Annotated in this window: 18 protein-coding genes and 1 pseudogene; 10 read left to right on the top strand and 9 right to left on the bottom strand. The window is 69.0% G+C overall.

From position 1 onward, the window contains the following. Positions 1–5: 5 nt before the first annotated feature. Positions 6–146 (top strand): annotated as a pseudogene (locus BJ972_RS17610) (FmdB family zinc ribbon protein); the annotation flags it as partial. A 14-nt stretch (positions 147–160) separates the two neighbouring features. Here the strand turns inward: BJ972_RS17610 and BJ972_RS17605 are convergent. Further along, a complete protein-coding gene (locus BJ972_RS17605) occupies positions 161–361 on the bottom strand; it encodes a hypothetical protein (RefSeq protein ID WP_306457514.1) in 201 nt (66 codons plus the stop codon). Positions 362–397: 36 nt separating this feature from the next. Between BJ972_RS17605 and mscL the strand changes: the two genes are divergently transcribed. Then, positions 398–838 carry a large conductance mechanosensitive channel protein MscL gene (mscL, locus tag BJ972_RS16185; RefSeq protein WP_129175724.1) on the top strand — a complete coding sequence of 147 codons (441 nt, stop codon included), beginning with the start codon at positions 398–400 and terminating at the stop codon, positions 836–838. A gap of 12 nt (positions 839–850) precedes the next feature. Here the strand turns inward: mscL and BJ972_RS16180 are convergent, their stop codons facing one another. The 3 genes from BJ972_RS16180 to ald are packed head-to-tail and all read right to left on the bottom strand — an operon-like array spanning position 851 to position 5,987. Continuing rightward, entirely contained in the window at positions 851–1,039 is a 189-nt protein-coding gene (locus BJ972_RS16180; protein WP_129175722.1) for a hypothetical protein, read from the bottom strand. A 20-nt stretch (positions 1,040–1,059) separates the two neighbouring features. Beyond that, entirely contained in the window at positions 1,060–4,830 is a 3,771-nt protein-coding gene (locus BJ972_RS16175) for an AAA family ATPase (RefSeq protein ID WP_129175720.1), read from the bottom strand. Positions 4,831–4,889: 59 nt separating this feature from the next. Further along, entirely contained in the window at positions 4,890–5,987 is a 1,098-nt protein-coding gene (gene ald / locus BJ972_RS16170) for an alanine dehydrogenase (RefSeq protein WP_129175718.1), read from the bottom strand. Between the two features lie 126 nt (positions 5,988–6,113). Between ald and BJ972_RS16165 the strand changes: the two genes are divergently transcribed. The 3 genes from BJ972_RS16165 (at position 6,114) to BJ972_RS16155 (ending at position 8,228) form a co-directional block, all read left to right on the top strand. Further along, a complete protein-coding gene (locus BJ972_RS16165) occupies positions 6,114–6,611 on the top strand; it encodes an Lrp/AsnC family transcriptional regulator (RefSeq protein ID WP_129175716.1) in 498 nt (165 codons plus the stop codon). A 142-nt stretch (positions 6,612–6,753) separates the two neighbouring features. Further along, positions 6,754–7,881 (top strand): fatty acid desaturase family protein, encoded by a 1,128-nt coding sequence (locus tag BJ972_RS16160; protein ID WP_129175714.1) that lies wholly within the window; start codon positions 6,754–6,756, stop codon positions 7,879–7,881. 140 nt (positions 7,882–8,021) lie between these two features. Next, complete coding sequence (locus BJ972_RS16155) at positions 8,022–8,228, top strand: cold-shock protein (RefSeq protein WP_129175712.1); 207 nt, start codon at positions 8,022–8,024, stop codon at positions 8,226–8,228. A gap of 299 nt (positions 8,229–8,527) precedes the next feature. On the opposite strand, the gene BJ972_RS16150 is transcribed toward BJ972_RS16155, so the two are convergent. Both BJ972_RS16150 and BJ972_RS16145 read right to left on the bottom strand, forming a co-directional pair. Then, on the bottom strand, positions 8,528–9,280 hold the full coding sequence (locus tag BJ972_RS16150; protein WP_129175710.1) for an SDR family NAD(P)-dependent oxidoreductase: 753 nt from the start codon (positions 9,278–9,280) through the stop codon (positions 8,528–8,530). Then, complete coding sequence (locus BJ972_RS16145; protein ID WP_129175708.1) at positions 9,277–10,140, bottom strand: fumarylacetoacetate hydrolase family protein; 864 nt, start codon at positions 10,138–10,140, stop codon at positions 9,277–9,279. Before BJ972_RS16145 ends, BJ972_RS16150 begins: the two co-directional genes overlap by 4 nt. A 154-nt stretch (positions 10,141–10,294) precedes the next feature. On the opposite strand from BJ972_RS16145, the gene BJ972_RS16140 reads away from it, so the two are divergent. Then, complete coding sequence (locus tag BJ972_RS16140; protein ID WP_129175706.1) at positions 10,295–10,717, top strand: RbsD/FucU family protein; 423 nt, start codon at positions 10,295–10,297, stop codon at positions 10,715–10,717. Between the two features lie 4 nt (positions 10,718–10,721). Here the strand turns inward: BJ972_RS16140 and BJ972_RS16135 are convergent, their stop codons facing one another. Continuing rightward, positions 10,722–11,393, bottom strand: coding sequence for a FadR/GntR family transcriptional regulator (locus BJ972_RS16135; RefSeq protein WP_129175704.1), 672 nt, complete (start codon positions 11,391–11,393; stop codon positions 10,722–10,724). A gap of 141 nt (positions 11,394–11,534) precedes the next feature. Between BJ972_RS16135 and BJ972_RS16130 the strand changes: the two genes are divergently transcribed. Further along, positions 11,535–12,806 (top strand): SufS family cysteine desulfurase, encoded by a 1,272-nt coding sequence (locus BJ972_RS16130; RefSeq protein ID WP_241830835.1) that lies wholly within the window; start codon positions 11,535–11,537, stop codon positions 12,804–12,806. Continuing rightward, entirely contained in the window at positions 12,803–13,237 is a 435-nt protein-coding gene (gene sufU / locus BJ972_RS16125) for a Fe-S cluster assembly sulfur transfer protein SufU (protein WP_129175700.1), read from the top strand. The genes BJ972_RS16130 and sufU overlap by 4 nt, the downstream gene beginning before the upstream one ends. Before the next feature lie 3 nt (positions 13,238–13,240). Here the strand turns inward: sufU and BJ972_RS16120 are convergent, their stop codons facing one another. Beyond that, positions 13,241–13,471 (bottom strand): hypothetical protein, encoded by a 231-nt coding sequence (locus BJ972_RS16120; protein WP_129175698.1) that lies wholly within the window; start codon positions 13,469–13,471, stop codon positions 13,241–13,243. A gap of 161 nt (positions 13,472–13,632) precedes the next feature. On the opposite strand from BJ972_RS16120, the gene BJ972_RS17490 reads away from it, so the two are divergent. Continuing rightward, positions 13,633–13,767, top strand: a complete 135-nt coding sequence (locus BJ972_RS17490) for a hypothetical protein (protein ID WP_257022755.1) — start codon at positions 13,633–13,635, stop codon at positions 13,765–13,767. A 3-nt stretch (positions 13,768–13,770) separates the two neighbouring features. Next, the gene (locus BJ972_RS16115; RefSeq protein ID WP_129175696.1) at positions 13,771–14,097 is read left to right on the top strand and encodes a DUF7882 family protein; all 327 of its coding nucleotides are present in this window, start codon (positions 13,771–13,773) and stop codon (positions 14,095–14,097) included. Between the two features lie 8 nt (positions 14,098–14,105). Here BJ972_RS16115 and BJ972_RS16110 read toward each other — a convergent pair whose 3' ends face one another. Beyond that, positions 14,106–14,906, bottom strand: a complete 801-nt coding sequence (locus BJ972_RS16110; RefSeq protein ID WP_129175695.1) for an SDR family NAD(P)-dependent oxidoreductase — start codon at positions 14,904–14,906, stop codon at positions 14,106–14,108. Positions 14,907–14,923 lie beyond the last annotated feature (17 nt).

The raw sequence follows: 14,923 nt of genomic DNA, 5'->3' as shown, positions 1-14,923 counted from the left end.
CCGCCGTGCCTACCTATTCCTACCGCTGCACCGAGTGCGACAACGCCTTCGACATCCACCAGGCCTTCAGCGACGACAGTCTCACCGTCTGCGACGTCTGCGGCGGCAAGCTCCGCAAGGTCTTCTCGGCGATCGGCGTGACCTTCAACGGGTCGGGCTTCTACCGCACCGATTCGCGATCGACCTCCTCGTCGACGGATGCCGCGAGCACGTCGTCCGGTGCATCGACGACGTCATCCGGTTCGGGCTCGTCCGATTCCGGGTCGAGCAGCGGATCGGGATCAAGCAGCAGCTCCTCGTCGGGATCCGGCTCGACACCCTCGAAGAGCGCGTCGAGTTCCAGTAGCGTGACGAAGACCAACTGATCGGGCGGCAGTCCCGAGGGAAGGAGCCGACGATGCTCAAGGGCTTCAAAGAGTTCATCATGCGGGGCAACGTCATCGACCTCGCGGTCGCTGTCGTCATCGGCGCGGCGTTCACGGCGGTCGTCAACGTCGTGGTCAACTCGGTCATCAATCCGCTCATCGGTGCGATCTTCAAGGCGGACAGCCTCGACGACGCCATGAAGTGGACCATTCCGGGCACGAGCGCGACGCTGGAATTCGGAGCCGTCATCGGCGCCGTGCTCAACTTCCTCATCATCGCGGCCGTCGTCTACTTCGTCTTCGTGCTGCCCGTCAACACGATCAAGGAGCGCGCCGAGGCGAAGCTCAAGCGCGGCGAGCCTGCTCCCGAAGAGCCCGACGCCGAGACCGAGCTCGTGCTCCTCGGTCAGATCCGCGACCTGCTCACCGAGCAGCGTTCCGCCGCACCGGCGAAGCACGTCGACCCCAGCTGACGCCCGGGGCGCTCACCAGTGCGGTGGGCGCTCCCGGCGCAGCCGATCGTCGTTGCCGCTCGGAGCGGGCGCAGGGCCCGCCGGCGTCTCGTCGCGCACGGGCGCCTCGGGGCTCGGATCGCTGCCCTCGACGGGCGTGAGCCGCGCCCGACGCCCGGACGACGCGCGCTCGACGCGCTGACGTTCGGGATCGGGAGACATACGGCCAGACTACGCGCGGGTCAGCGGTGCGCGCCGGTCGACGCCGTCTGCGCCGGCAGGCGACGCTCGGCGCCGAGAACGGATGCCACGCGGTCGGCCACGGCATCGGGAGCCGCGAACAGTTCGAAGCTGTGCACGCGCAGGTAGTGCCATCCGAGCCGGCGAAGCACCTCGGGCCGGAGCCGCAGCGACTCGCGCAGGCTTCCGTTGCCGATGCTCGCGTCGGTCTCGACGACGACGGCCTTGCCCGCGAACGCCGCAGCGAGCGGGAGCTTGCCACGGTACCCGAGCGTGACACGGATGCCGCGGGCTTCGAGTCGCGCCGCCAGATCGACGAGCATCGGCTCGGGCGTCTCGGTGCCCGTGGGCTCGGCCGCGCGCGCTTCGGTCTGCGAGAGCACGTTGGCGAGTGCGACGACGCCGTGCGCTTGACGCTCTTCGTCGATGTCGTCGGCGTGGAAGCACGACACGATGTCCATCGATCGCCGCGCACGCGTCATCCCGACCGCGAGGAGGCGGTCGCCGCCCGGCTCGCCGAGCGAACCGAAGTCGCTCAGCAGTCGGCCGTGGGGCGTACGGCCGTAGCCGATCGAGAAGATGACGCGGTCGCGGCTCTGCGCGACGGCCTGCTCGAGGGTGAGCACGGTGAACGGCTCGGCGCGGTCCTTCAGGATGAAGTCCGACAGGTCGGTGCGCTTCGCGAACGCCGCGAGCACCGACTGGTGCACGCGTGCCGCGTGACGCGCGCTCGCGGTGATGACCATGAGCGACTCGCGCGGGCGCTTGACGGCGTGCTCCATCACGAGCTCGACGACCTTGCCGACCTCGGCGTCGACACTCTCGACCGCGCCCGTGACGGGGTCGGGCAGGCCGTTGCCGTTGACGTAGTGCAGGTTCAGGCTGCCGTGGCCGAGGAAGCTGCCGGCCCACGGGAGCGAGTCGATACGACCACCGTAGAAACGACGGTTGACGAGCTCGGCGAGGTCTTCGCCGCCCGCGCGGTAGCTGCGCGTGAGGGTCAGTGTCGGCAGCAGTTCGCCGAGGCGCGCGAGCGCCGAGTCGGCGTGCAGCGCGTCGAGGTTCTCGCGCGAAGCGGGGGTCTCGGCGTCGACGATGCCGGTCTCGAAGTCGGTCGGCGTCTGCGTCACGGGGTCGCCGAACGCGACGACCTGCTTCGCGCGGCGGATGGCACCCAGGTTCTCGGCGAACGTCGTCGCACCGGCATCCACGAGGATGACGGTGTCGAACGCGATCGAGTCGTCGACCGCCGGCACCTCGTAGGGCGACGCGAGCCAGACGGGCGCGAGCGCGCGGAAGAGGTGCGGGGCCGCGTCATTGAGGGCGCGCGGAGTGGCGCGATCGCCGCGCAGCAGACGGCGCAGCTGGTCGGCCTCCTCGGGCCAGTCGACGACGCCGATCTTCCACGACTCGGCGAGGAGCCAGGCGAGCACTCCCCCGGCGGCCGCGGCGTGCGCTTCGTCGACCAGTCGGAAGTCGGCCTCGAGGCGGTCGAGGACCGTCGTGTTCGCGCTGAGCAGGGCCTTGTCGCCCGCGAGCATGAGCTCGAGTACGGACTGCCACCACGCGAGCTCGAGCTCGGCGGCGACGCCCTGCTCGGGAACGTGACGCTGCGACAGGTCGACGAGCAGCGGATCGAGCTTGAGGGTGCGGAGCTCCGACAGCACGGCGGTGCGTTCCTGCAGGTTCGCGAGCACCTCGGACTCGGCCGCGAGACCCGACATCGTGTAGATGAGGTCGCGGATGGGGCGCGACGCGAGCTGACGCGGAGTCGACGACACACCGAGCGGCTGGTCGAGCACAGCGAGGTCGTCGGCGACCTTCTGGTACGCGACGTGGACGTCGGCGATGCCGACGGGCACCGCTGGGATCGCGCCGGCCTCGGAGTAGCGCTGCCACAGGGTGCGCTGCTGCTGGATGCGGCGGAGCGCGGCGTTCATGTCGGTGACGTGCACGCCGGGTCGGAGGAACTCGAACGCGAGCTTCCGCAGACGACGACGGTTGGCACCCGTCATGCCGGGCGAATCACGGCGCGACGACGTCGCGGAGATGAGTTCGCCGAGCGGGCGGTCGTAGACCGAGGGCTGGAACTTGTCGAGCGTCTCGCGCACGTCGAGGAGGAGGCGGAGGAAGACGCCGAGCTCGGCGATCGACTCGAACGGGCGGAGCTTCGTCTGACCGATGAGGGCGTTCGCCCGGTCGAGCAGGCGCGGGATCTCGACGGAGTTCAGTCGCTTCGCGAGGTCGTGGGCGCGCGTGGCATCCGCCGTCGAACTGAAGGCTGCGCCGTACCAGGGCGAGTCGCCGGGGCCGTAGCGGAACTCGCCGAGAGCCGCGGCGCGCACGAGCTGGCGGGCGGCACCGGGGCGGTCGTCGGCGATCGCCTCGAGCGATCCGCGGTCGAGGCGGGCCGTCGTCGCGGGCGGCTCGGGAAGGAGGGCGAGTCGAGCGAGTTCGGCGAGCGCGTCGAGAGCCGAGACGCCGAGCGCCGGGTCGCGACGCGTGAGCGCGACGCGGTAGTCGAGCAGCACCTTGCGGAGGCGCACGAGCGCGTCGTCGATGTCGGCGGCGTGCGGCTTCTTCGCCTTCTCGTTGCGCGAGATCGACGAGATGAGATCGCGGCGCAGGGTCGACGTCGTGACGGCCGCGCCGCCGAGTCCGATCTGACCGAGGCGGTGAGCGATGCCGTCGAGGCTCGACCGACGGGCACCGACGACGAGCACGCGCTTGTGCTGGCCGACGAGCGACCCGATCGCGTTGACGATCGTCTGCGTGCCGCCCGTGCCGGGCAGCGTCTTGACGACGATCGACGAGCCGGCGGCGATCTGGGCGATCACCGCTTCCTGCTCGGGGTCGGCGTCGAGGAGGAAGGAGTCGGTCGCGGGCGGACGCTGGTCCTGCGGCGTCACGGTCACGGGTTCGTACGCGCCCTCGACGGCCGCACGCGACGCGGGGTTGCCGGCGACGGCGGAGACGATGAGGTGGTCGGAGGCCCGGCCTGCTGCAGACGGCGCACGCGCGGCATCCGCCGCCATCGCCGGGCCGACCTCGGCGAACGACGAGACGACGAGACGCGGGGCGACGCTGAACCACGCGAGGTGAGATGTGAGGCCGCGGAGGCGATCGATCACGGGCTGCGGCTTGAAGACGCCGTTGGTGATCGCGAGCGCGACGAACGCGTCGGCGTCGAGGGTGATCTTGAACTGCTCGCGCAGAGCACGGGCGAGTGCGGGGTTGAGGTAGGGCTGGCCCTTGAGCTTCAGCTCGAAGTCGCGGCCGTAGCGGCGGATCGCGAGCGGGCGCAGGAGCACGGGCGCGAGGTAGTCCTGACCATCGAGGCGCCACTTGGCGAGACCGATCGCGAGGTTGACCGATTCGATGCCACGCACGGATCGCAGCTCGGTGCCCTTGTGCGTGATCTGCGCGGCCGCGAGACGTGCGTTCCGCAGCGCGAGCTCGTCGCGGATGAGGCTCGACAGCAGCGTCGACTTGCCCGTGATGAACTGGGGAAGACCGCCGGGGTGGGTGGTCGAGAGTTCGATGCGCGTGCGCGGCGAGTCGTCGAAGCGCAACAACGGCGATCGGCCGCCGAGAGCGGCGAGTTCACTGCTCCAGCGCGTCCAGGCCGAATCGGTCACATCCCCCGTCGCGACCGTCGCGTCGCCCACGCTCACGGAATGGGCTGATCCCGTCGGCGACGCGAAAACGGGTGCGCTGAGCGCATCGCCCTCGTGTTCCGACGCGTCGTCGTCTCTTCTGTCAAGCCGCCACACACCGACACCCTAAGACTCGGACGTCCCGAATCCGTGCAGCATCGCCGGTATTGCGTACATCACGGCGCGGTGAACTCGATTCCGTGCGCCGCGGCCACGGATGCATTCGTGAGCCGGCCGCCGCGCGTGCTCAGTCCGTTCGCGAGTGCGGGGTCGCCCGCGAGTGCCGCATCGACGCCGCGATCGGCGATCGCGAGCGCATAGGGAAGGGTCGCGTTGGTGAGGGCGGGGGTGGATGTCGCGGGCACGGCACCGGGCATATTGGCGACGCAGTAGTAAATGGAGTCGTGCACGCGGAACGTGGGGTCGGCGTGGGTCGTGGGGCGCGAGCCCTCGAAGCATCCGCCCTGGTCGATCGCGATGTCGACGAGCACGCTGCCCTTCTTCATGCCCGCGACCATCGAGTCGGTGACGACCTTCGGGGCTGCCGCGCCCGGCACGAGCACGGCGCCGATGACGAGGTCGGCGTCGACGAGCTGACGCGCGATCTCGTACGGCGACGACGCGAGGGTGCGGATCGCGCCGCCGTAGCGGGCGTCGATCTCGCGCAGTCGCGGCAGAGAGAGGTCGAGGACGGTGACGTCGGCGCCGAGACCGTGCGCGATGTAGGCGGCCTGCTCACCGGCGACACCGCCGCCGATGACCACGACCTTCGCCTTCGCGGTGCCTGGAACGCCCGAGAGCATGATGCCGCGACCGCCGCGGCTCGCGTGCAGGTGGGCGGCGCCCTCCTGCGGGGCGAGACGCCCGGCGACCTCGCTCATGGGGGTGAGGAGAGGGAGGCTTTGGTCGGAGAGCTGCACGGTCTCGTAGGCGATCGACGTCGTGCCCGCGGCGAGGAGCGCACGGGTCAGGGCCTCGTCGGCGGCGAGGTGCAGGTATGTGAAGAGCACGAGGTCGGGCCGGAGGAAACCGTACTCGGCCGCGATGGGCTCCTTGACCTTGAGCACGAGGGCGGCCGCCCACGCCTCGTCGGCCGAATCGACGATGCTCGCGCCGGCGGCGAGGTAGTCGCTGTCGGCGTATCCCGCTCCGACGCCCGCACCCGACTGGACGCTGACGGTGTGGCCGCGCTCGGCGAGGGCGTGTGCCCCGGCGGGAGTGAGGGCGACGCGGAACTCATTGTTCTTGGTCTCAGCGGGAACACCGATGTGCATGGTCGACTCCGATCGTGCGGGCAATCCTTCAAGCGTGACGATTCATGCGTCGATACGGAAGACCTACCGCATATAATTCGGTGAGCGGCACCCATCGTGCCGCTTCATGAGGCAGATGGGCCCGAGATGAGCGAGTCACCGCAGTTCACGACTCCCGCGGTCCTCGACGACATCGACCGCGACATCATCGCCCGGCTGCACGAGAACGCCCGCATCTCGAACGTCGAGCTCGCGAGCGCGGTCGGTCTCTCGCCGTCATCCTGTCTCGCTCGCGTGCGGTCGCTCCGCGAACGCGGAATCATCATCCGCTACACCGCGGAGATCGACCCCCGCGCACTCGGCTTCTCGCTGCAGGCGCTCGTGAGCGTGCGCATCCGCCCGGGTGCGCGGCACCTCATGGGGCAAATCTCCGACGAGCTGCGTCAGCAGCCGGAGGTCGCCCAGCTCTTCTTCCTCGGCGGCGCGGAGGACTTTCTCATCCACGTCCGCGTGCGCGACGCCGACCACGTGCGGCGCTTCGTGCTCGACAACCTCTCGGCCAACCCGGCCGTCGCCCTCACCGAGACGAATCTCGTCTTCGAGCACCACACCGCGCTGTCGGCGGGGCTCCGCACTCCGCTCTGACGTCGGCAGATTGCGCGCGATGACGACGCGCCGCTCACCTCACAGGCGCTTCCCACCCGCGGGCGATACGTTCGCACCATCATTCAGCGGGCAGACGCCCGTGAGACACCGGCTGGGAAGTCGATAACAGGCCGGACTCCTCATTTCTTCACCTCTCGCCGGTTCCGCTGGCCCCTCGTCCGTCGTACCCATCCTCGGTCCCGTTCGCTCCACAAAGGCGCGCACCGGAGCCCCGAATGTCACGCAGACCTATTCGCAGCTCTCGCAGGTCGTTCGCGAGAGCGGCATGCTCGGTCGTGCTCGATGGTTCTACGCGATCGTCATGGGAGCGCTCGTCGTCGCCCTCGGCGGTGCGATCACGGGCTTCATCCTTCTCGGTGACTCGTGGTTCCAGCTGCTCATCGCCGGCGCGCTCGGCCTCATCTTCACGCAGATCGCGTTCATCACGCACGAAGCCTCGCATCGCGCGGTGCTCGAGTCGGGCCCGGCGAACGATCGCCTCGGCCGCATCCTCGCCGCCGGAGTCGTCGGCATCAGCTACGCCTGGTGGATGACGAAGCACACGCGTCACCACGCGAACCCCAACAAGGTCGGCAAAGACCCGGACATCGACTTCGACACGATCTCGTTCACGGAGGAGTCGGCCGCGAAGCAGAAGGGCGTCATCGCCTGGATCACGCGCCGCCAGGGCTACCTCTTCTTCCCCCTCCTTCTCCTCGAGGGCCTGAACCTCCACGTCACGAGCGTGCGCACCCTCTTCGCGAAGCGCCGCATCGACGGCCGCGGCCTCGAGCTCAGCCTCATCGCCGTGCGATTCGCCATCTACTTCGGCGTCATCTTCTGGGTGCTGCCCCTCGGTATGGCGTTCGCCTTCATCGGCGTCCAGCTCGCCGTGTTCGGTGTCTACATGGGCGCCTCGTTCGCGCCGAACCACAAGGGCATGCCGATCATCCCGGCCGACGCGAAGCTCGACTTCTTCTCGAAGCAGGTGCTCACGTCGCGCAACATCTCCGGCGGCTGGTGGGCCACGACGCTCATGGGCGGACTCAACTACCAGGTCGAGCACCACCTCTTCCCGAGCATGCCGCGGCCGCACCTCGCCAAGGCCCGTGAGATCGTGCGGGAACATTGCCGTACACTGGAAGTGCCCTATACGGAGACCACACTCGTCCAGTCTTATGGAATCGTCATCCGTTATCTCAACCGCGTCGGCCTCGCCGCTCGCGATCCCTTCGACTGCCCCATGGTGAACCGCTTCCGGCGGGTCTAACCGGGGCGGATGACGCACACTCGCGTCATCCCCACTCTTCGCACCGCTTCGCGCGGGGCGAAACCGTCGCCGACTAGTTGGTCGTCGACGTCGGGTCGGCTCAGGCCGACCACACGAATAACAGTAAGTAGGAAAAGAACATGGCTACTGGAACCGTCAAGTGGTTCAACGCCGACAAGGGCTTCGGCTTCATCGCACCGGAGGACGGCTCGGCCGACCTCTTCGCGCACTACAGCGCGATCACCACGGGAGGCTACCGCTCACTCGAGGAGAACCAGCGTGTCGAGTTCGACGTGACTCAGGGCCCCAAGGGCCTGCAGGCATCGAACATCCGCGTCTCCGCGTAACAGCGATTCACGTACGAGCGGGGGTGGCCATCGGCCGCCCCCGCTTTCGTGTATCCGGGCGCGGGTGCTGACTCGTGGCGCTCACGCTTCCGCGATGCGCCGCGCCGCGTCATCCGTCGCTGGTCCCGACGCCAGAGTGCCGTTCTCGCGCAGGAGTGCATCTCGCGCGGCACTCCCTCACGCAAGCGGCACTCCCACGAGCCAGATGAGCGAGGGACAGCCAGGCGAGGGGATGTAGGCGAAGGTGAGTGGCGCGGGGCACACACGTCGGATGTTCGAGAAGGCGGATGACGCGCGCGTCAGCCGCGGGGACGCAGGCGCAGCTCGTGCATTCCACCGTCGACGGCGAGCGAGATGCCCGTCGTCGAGCCGGAGGCCGGGCTCACGAGGTACGCCACGGCTTCGGCGATCTCGTCGGGGTCGACGAGGCGACCGTGGGGCTGGCGCGCCTCGAGGGCGGCTCGCTCCGCGGCGGGATCCTCGGCCTTCTCGAGCAGACGTCCGATCCAGGGGGTGTCGGCGGTTCCCGGGCTCACGGCGTTCACGCGCACGCCCTCGCCCAGGTGATCGGCAGCCATGGCGCGGGTGAGCGCGAGCACGGCGCCCTTGCTCGCGGAGTAGAGGGCGCGCTGCTGCAACCCGGCGGTCGCCGCGATCGACGACGTGTTGACGATCGCCGCCGACGGCGAGAGTCGCAGGTGCGGCAGCGCAGCTCGCGAGACGCGTGCGATGCCGACGACGTTGATGTCGAGCACGCGGTGCCACTCGTCGTCGGAGTTGTCGGTCACGGCGCCCTGGGCACCGATGCCGGCGTTGTTGACGACGATGTCGAGGCGTCCGAACTCGGCGATGACGGCATCGATGCCGCGACGCACGCTCGCGTCATCCGCGATGTCGACGGCGACGGCGAGGTCGGCTTCCGCGTGCTCGGGCGCGAGGTCGAACACGGCGACGCGCGCTCCCCCGTCGCGCAGGCGGCGGGTCACGGCCGCGCCGATGCCGGATGCTCCCCCGGTGACGACCGCGACGAGGCCCTCGAGCGACGCGCTCACGAGCGCGCTCCCTCGAACGCGACGACGTCTTGGCGCTGACGCCCCAGTCCGTCGATCTCGATCTCGACGACGTCGCCGGCACCCAGGTACGGGAACCGGCCCGAGAGCGCGACGCCCTCGGGAGTGCCGGTCAGCACGAGGTCGCCGGGCTCGAGGGCGAGGTACTGGCTCAAGTGCCAGATGATCGTCTCGACCGAGAAGATGAGGTCGGCGGTCGACGAGTCCTGACGGGGTTCGCCGTTGACGCTGCTGCGCAGGCGCAGTGCGCCGTGGTCGACCTCGTCGGGCGTGACGAGCCACGGCCCGGTGGGCGTGAAGCCGGGGGCCGCCTTGCCCTTCGACCACTGCCCGCCGGAGATGCTGATCTGCCACTCCCGCTCGGAGAGGTCGTTGGCGACGACGAAGCCGGCGATGTGCGTGAGGGCTTCCTCGGGCGAGTCGAGGTAGCTCGCGCGCGACCCGATGACGATGCCGAGCTCGACCTCCCAGTCGGTCTTCTCACTGCCGCGCGGAATGACGACGACATCGTCGGGGCCGACGACGGTGTTCGGCGGCTTGAGGAAGAGCACGGGGTTCTCCGGCGGCAGCGATCCCGACTCGGCGGCGTGCGCCGCGTAGTTCATGCCGATGCAGTACACGGCCGACGGACGCGCGATGGGCGCACCGCGGCGGAGCGTCGCCGCGTCGTCGAGCACGGGGAGAGACCCTGCGGCGAGCGCTGCAGCCGCTCGCGCCGCCCCGCCGGAGGCGAGGAAGTCGCCGTCGATGTCGGCGGTGACGGAACGGATGTCGTAGGCGACGTCACCGTCGACGACGACGGGGATCTCGTGGCCGACGGGCCCCAGTCGGGCGAAACGCATGCGTGTGTCCTCTCGATCGCGCACGAGGAGTCGGCGTCTCGCCGTCCTCGCCGATACTCTACAGACATCTGATGTTTGTCGCGCGCCTCGCGTCTCGCTCTGCAACCCGGCATGATCGACGTGACGCAACGACGCCTCTCTGGAAGGAACTCCCGTGCTCACCGGAATCGACCCGATCCTCACCGGCCGCCTGCTCGACGAGCTCGATCGGCTCGGCCACGGCGACGAACTCGTCATCGCCGACGCGAACTATCCCGCCCACAGCATCGGCGTTCCCGTGATCGAACTCCCCCTCATCGACTCGCCGCGCGTCACGAAGGCGATTCGCAGCGTCATCCCGCCCGACGACTACGAAGCCGAATCGGTGCTGCTCATGACGTCGGAGGACGCCGAGCGACCCGACGTGCAGCACGAACTCATCGCGGCCGCGGCCGTCGCGCCCGATCGTGTCGGTGAGCTCGAGCGCTTCGCGTTCTACGAGCGGGCGAACGCCGCCCAACTCGTCATCCGCACGGGTGAGCCCCGCTCCTACGGCAACCTCATCCTGCGGAAGGGCATCGTCCGCTGGAACGGCTGACGCGTCAGCCGGCGTTCCGCAGCCAGCTCTCGATGCCGGCGACGTGTGAGACCGTGAGCGCTTCGGCGAGCGCCGCGTCGCCCGCATCGATCGCGGCGAGGATCGCACGGTGCTCGCGCAGGGTGCGATCGACGGCGTTCTCCTCGGTGATGCCGCGCCAGATGCGAGCGCGCACCGTCTGACTCGACATCGAGTCGAGGAGGCCGGCGAGGTAGCCGTTGCCCGTCGATGCGGCGATGCGGGAGTGGAACGCGAGATCGTGCTCGACGAGGCTCGTGATCTCGCCGTCGACATCGACGGAGTCGAGCAGTTCGTGCAGCGCAGCCCGGTCGGCGTCGGTCGCGTGCTGAGCAGCGAGACCCGAGGCCGACGATTCGAGGATGCGGCGCACACCGAAGATCTCGAGGATGACGTCGCGATCGTGCAGGTCGACGACGAACGACATCGCTTCGAGCAGTTCGCGCGGGGCGAGGCTCGTGACGTACGTTCCGTCGCCGCGGCGCACGTCGAGCACGCGGATGACTTCGAGGGCCTTGACCGCTTCGCGCAGCGAGCTGCGCGAGAGACCGAGCGATTCGCTCAGCTCCTTCTCGGGTGGGAGGCGGTCGCCCGGCGCGAGCGCGCCGGAGACGATCATCTCCTTGATCTTCTGGATCGCCGTATCGGTCACCGCCATGCCGCTCATCGTATCGAGGCGAGGAGCGGATGACGCTGTGCGCCGATCGCGAAACCGGGGCCGATCCGGCGCGGGGCCGCCGGATGTGAGTCAGACTGGGAGATGGCCATCGAATGGGCGGCCGTGACGAGAGGAAGAGACGTGGCGCGTTCCGCGGAATCGACGACCGGGGCCCGAGCGGACTTCCCGTTCCTCGATCAAGACCTCAACGGTCATCCGCTCGCCTATCTCGACTCGGGAGCGACCTCGCAGCGGCCGCGCGCCGTGCTCGACGCGGAGCGCTCGTTCCTCGAGCACGACAACGCCGCCGTGCACCGCGGTGCGAGCTCACTCGTCGGCCGCTCGACCGATGCGTTCGAGAACGCGCGGCTCACGGTGTCGAGCTTCGTGGGTGCTCGCGAGAACGAACTCGTGTGGACCTCGAACGCGACCGATGCGCTCAACCTCGTGGCGACGGGCCTCACGAACGGCTTCCTCGACGGTGACGTTCCCGACGCGCTGCGCATCGGCGCGGGCGACGAGATCGTCGTGACCGAGGCCGAGCACCACGCGAACCTCCTGCCGTGGCAGCACCTCGCCCGGCGCACGGGTGCGATTCTGCGATTCATCCCCGTGCGCGACGACGGCACGTGGACCCTCGACGACGCCCGCGCCGTCATCGGCGAGCACACGCGCATCGTCGCCTTCGCTCACGTCTCGAACGTGACGGGCATGATCGCCCCCGTCGCCGAACTGACCGCGCTCGCTCACGAACACGGCGCGCTCGTCGTTCTCGACGCCTGCCAGTCGGCACCGCACCTCCCCCTCGACGTGCGCTCCCTCGACGTCGACTTCGCCGCGGTCTCGGCGCACAAGATGTACGGACCGACGGGCATCGGTGCCCTCTACGGTCGCGGCGAACTTCTCGATGCCCTGCCACCTGCACGCTCGGGCGGATCGACGATCACGCGCGTGACGATGGAGAGCGCCGAGCTCCTGCCCTCGCCGCAGCGCTTCGAGGCCGGCACGCAACCCGTGTCGCAGGCTGTCGGGTTCGCCGCAGCCGCCGACTACCTGACGAGCCTCGGCCGCGACGAGGTCGCCTCGCACGAGCACCGACTCGGTGAAGCACTCGTCGCGGGGGTGTCGTCGCTTCCCGGCATCCGTCTCGTCGGCCCGCCCGAGGGCGTCGATCGGGCGGCGCTCGTGAGCGTCGCCGTCGACGGAGTGCACTCCCACGATGTCGGCCAATTCCTCGACGATCGCGGCATCGTCGTGCGCGTCGGCCACCATTGCGCCCAACCCCTGCACCGACGGCTCGGCCTGACGGCGACGACGCGGGCGAGCGTCGGCGTCTACTCGACCCTCGACGAGGTCGAGCGTTTCGTCGATGCGCTCGGCGACGTGCGCGCCTACTTCGGAGCCGACCGATGAGCGCGCTCGACTCGCTCTACCAGGAGCTCATCCTCGACCACTCGAAGCGTCGCGTCGGCGAGGGGGCGCTGGATGACGCGCACGCCGAGCACCACGAGTACAACCCGACGTGCGGCGACGAGATCACCGTGCGCATCCGCGTCGACGGCGACCGCCTCACCTCGATCGCGTGGGAGGGCTCGGGATGCAGCATCTCGATGGCATCCGCGTCGGCGATGACCGAGCTGCTGACGGGGTCGACCCTCGCCGAGGTCGACGAGCGCATCGCGGCGTTCCGCGAGATGCTGCGTTCGCGCGGGGCCGTCGAGCCCGATGAAGACGTGCTGGGCGACGCGTCGGCGTTCCACGGCGTCTCGCGCTACGTCATGCGCGTGAAGTGCGCGATGCTCGCGTGGGTCTCGCTCGAGGCCGACCTCGCGCAGGTGCGGTAGGTCTTACGCCGCGTCGGTCGCGACGGGCGTCGGGCAGTGCAGCCGCGTCGGCCTGTCGTCGGTGTGCCGCTCGATGCGGTGGAGCGACATGGCCTGCGTGCAGATCGGGCACGCGGGGTCGGCGGGCCGCACCTCGGGGCCTTCGTCGTACCCGGCACCAACCTGCGCCGGACCGGTGAAGAACCGCACGACAGAGTTGGCCTTCTCGTAGAAGCGCCAGAATCCGCCAGCCATGCCGACTCCTTTAGTTTGTGTACTAACGATTAGCATACTACGCGGGCAGGATGACGGCGACGGGGCATCTCGAATAGCGCAGGTTGCGCGCGCGAGTCAAGCCCCTCCGGACGAACGGTGGGTTCGGGTTAGCGTGATCTGACTGATCAGGAGACCCACCGGTGACACAGCAGCGCGGCCATTCGTTCGACCTCGACATGGCGGGCGACGACCCCGGTGAGATCGAGATGATGGACCCGACCGAGCCCGCTCCGCTCTCCTTCGGAGAGTCGGCCACTCTGACGCCGGGCCTCTGAGGCGTGGGGACGATCGTCTACGGAGCACGCCAGACGGAAGTCACCTTCGACGACCGCACGCTTGCGCACCTGCAGGTCGTGTTCAGCGTCAAGCTGCGTCGACGCGAGTCGTTCCTGTTCTCCTGGCGCGGCCGAACCGGCAATCGCAACGCCCTGTGGATCGACCCGTCGATCCCCCTGTACTTCCTCTACGAAGGCAGCCGTCAGCCCGCGCTCAATCCGCGCTGGCTCGAAGAGATGTCGATCGCCGCGGGCAGCGTTCAAGGCCTCGTGCTCGGCGTCGAACCGGCGCACGACCGCTCGGGTTCCGCAGATGACGCGGTGATGTAGGGGCAGGCTCAAATCGTGGCGACCGACCCGGAGTCGACGCGGTAGTTCGAGCCGTTGACGAACGAAGCCAGATCGGAGCAGAGGAACGCGATCACGGCGGCCACCTCGTCAGATTCGCCGCGCCGTCCGAGCTCCATGTACGGCCGCTCTTCCTCGAGGAACGACTCGATCGCCTTCTTCGGCGTGGTACCGAGCTCTCCGGCGCGCTTCTCCATCATCGCGTCGGTCATGGGCGTGTGGATGAAGGCGGGCGAGACGGCGTTGACGAGCAGACCCTCCTTCGCGTACGAACGCGACAGCCCCTTCGAGAGCGCGAGGATGCCGGCTTTCGCGGCGCAGTACGGAAGCTCGTCGTCATACGGTTGAACGGCGTCTTCTGACGCGAGGAACACGAGGCGACCCCAGCCGCCACGGCGGAGGTCCGGCAGGAACTCGCGCACCAGACGCACCGGTCCGATGAGGTCGGTCTCGATGGTCTTCACCCAGCCCTCGTCGGTGATCTCGTGGAAGAGCCCCTGCGCGCCGGTCACTCCGGCCGACTGTACGAGGATGTCGATGTCTCCGACGGCCTCGGCAACGCTCGCGTGCAGAGCCGCGACCGAGTCGACGCTCGTGATGTCGGCGGCGAAGGCGTGAAGCTTGTCGGCAGGGGCATCGAGCTTCGCGGCCGCTTTCTCGAGCGCTTTCTCATCCTGGTCGGAGATGACGACGGTGGCGCCCTCCTCCAGCAGGATGCGGGCGGTGTGCCATCCGATACCGGAGTCGCCTCCCGTGACGAGGGCCGTGCGTCCGGTGATTCCAAGATCCATGGTGTGTCCTTTCAGTG

Origin of the sequence: Agromyces atrinae (genome assembly GCF_013407835.1) — a bacterium.
GTDB classification, from domain to species: Bacteria; Actinomycetota; Actinomycetes; order Actinomycetales; family Microbacteriaceae; genus Agromyces; species Agromyces atrinae.
The sequence above is the reverse complement of the archived record's forward strand: the minus strand, read 5'-3'. Positions and strand labels throughout refer to the sequence as shown.

What these genes read in the sequence shown, in the direction of transcription:
- mscL (WP_129175724.1), top strand. Translation starts at nt 398, where the DNA reads ATGCTCAAGGGCTTCAAAGAGTTCATCATGCGGGGCAACGTCATCGAC.
- BJ972_RS16180 (WP_129175722.1), bottom strand. Translation starts at nt 1,039, where the DNA reads ATGTCTCCCGATCCCGAACGTCAGCGCGTCGAGCGCGCGTCGTCCGGG.
- ald (WP_129175718.1), bottom strand. Translation starts at nt 5,987, where the DNA reads ATGCACATCGGTGTTCCCGCTGAGACCAAGAACAATGAGTTCCGCGTC.
- BJ972_RS16165 (WP_129175716.1), top strand. Translation starts at nt 6,114, where the DNA reads ATGAGCGAGTCACCGCAGTTCACGACTCCCGCGGTCCTCGACGACATC.
- BJ972_RS16155 (WP_129175712.1), top strand. Translation starts at nt 8,022, where the DNA reads ATGGCTACTGGAACCGTCAAGTGGTTCAACGCCGACAAGGGCTTCGGC.
- BJ972_RS16145 (WP_129175708.1), bottom strand. Translation starts at nt 10,140, where the DNA reads ATGCGTTTCGCCCGACTGGGGCCCGTCGGCCACGAGATCCCCGTCGTC.
- BJ972_RS16135 (WP_129175704.1), bottom strand. Translation starts at nt 11,393, where the DNA reads ATGGCGGTGACCGATACGGCGATCCAGAAGATCAAGGAGATGATCGTC.
- sufU (WP_129175700.1), top strand. Translation starts at nt 12,803, where the DNA reads ATGAGCGCGCTCGACTCGCTCTACCAGGAGCTCATCCTCGACCACTCG.
- BJ972_RS16120 (WP_129175698.1), bottom strand. Translation starts at nt 13,471, where the DNA reads ATGGCTGGCGGATTCTGGCGCTTCTACGAGAAGGCCAACTCTGTCGTG.
- BJ972_RS16110 (WP_129175695.1), bottom strand. Translation starts at nt 14,906, where the DNA reads ATGGATCTTGGAATCACCGGACGCACGGCCCTCGTCACGGGAGGCGAC.